This is a genomic window from Vibrio sp. 10N.261.51.C6 (assembly GCF_041471785.1).
GTDB lineage: Bacteria > Pseudomonadota > Gammaproteobacteria > Enterobacterales > Vibrionaceae > Vibrio > Vibrio crassostreae_C.
In genome coordinates, this window is sequence record NZ_JBFRPB010000003.1 from 1 (window position 1) to 977 (window position 977).

General features: G+C 48.7%; 1 protein-coding gene. It reads right to left on the reverse strand.

Annotated elements, in window-relative coordinates; translation table 11 throughout:
- Window positions 1-977, reverse strand: a 977-nt coding sequence (locus AB4375_RS00015; RefSeq protein WP_372050823.1) for a VCBS domain-containing protein, incomplete at both ends; no start/stop codon positions are given.

Below are 977 nucleotides of genomic sequence, written 5' to 3' on the forward strand. Positions count from 1 at the left end.
GTACCTGAAATAGAATCCGGTGTAAACGTGTTGTCTGGGTTGTCTACATCGGTACTGGTGAGGGTACCTGAAGCTGTTACCGCTTTGTTAGTCTCATCGATGGCAACGGTCGCGCTGCTGACAGTAGCTGCATCGTTAGTGCCGTTAATCGTCACTTTGATGGTTGACGGTGTGCCATCAACCGACGATACCGTAAAGGTCTCTTCGATCTTGTCGCCGACATTCAATTGATTAAACGCGCTGTTAGCGGTGAATACCCAGTGACCATTGGCATCAATGTTGAGGTCGCCATTTGTGCCTGCAATGGAGTCTGGAGTGAACGCATTATCCGGATTATCGACATCGGTGCTGGTTAATGTTCCTGAAGTCGTTACTGCTTTGTCGGTTTCATCGATAGCGACGGTCGCGCTGCTGACTGTTGCTGCATCGTTAGTGCCATTAATCGTGACCTTGATCGTCGAAGGGGTGCCATCGATGGACGACACCGTGAAGGTCTCTTCGACCTTATCGCCGACATTCAATTGATTAAATGCACTGTTGGCGGTGAAGACCCAATGACCATTAGCATCAATAGTCAGGTCACCATTGGTGCCAGTAATCGAATCCGGTGTGAATGCATTATCTGGATTATCCACGTCAGTACTGGTCAACGTTCCTGATGTGGTTACCGCTTTGTCAGTTTCATCCACACTGACCGTTGCGGTACTGACCGTCGCTTTATCGTTGTTGCCATTAATCGTCACTTTGATGGTCGACGGTGTGCCATCAACAGAATTTACGGTAAAGGTTTCCTCAACCTTATCGCCGACGTTCAATTGATTAAACGCACTGTTGGCGGTGAATGTCCATTGGCCATTAGCACCAATGGTGAGGTTGCCGTTGGTGCCAGTAATCGAATCCGGTGTGAATGCATTATCTGGATTATCGACGTCGATACTGGTTAGGGTGCCTGACGTGGTTACCGCTTTGTCAGTTTC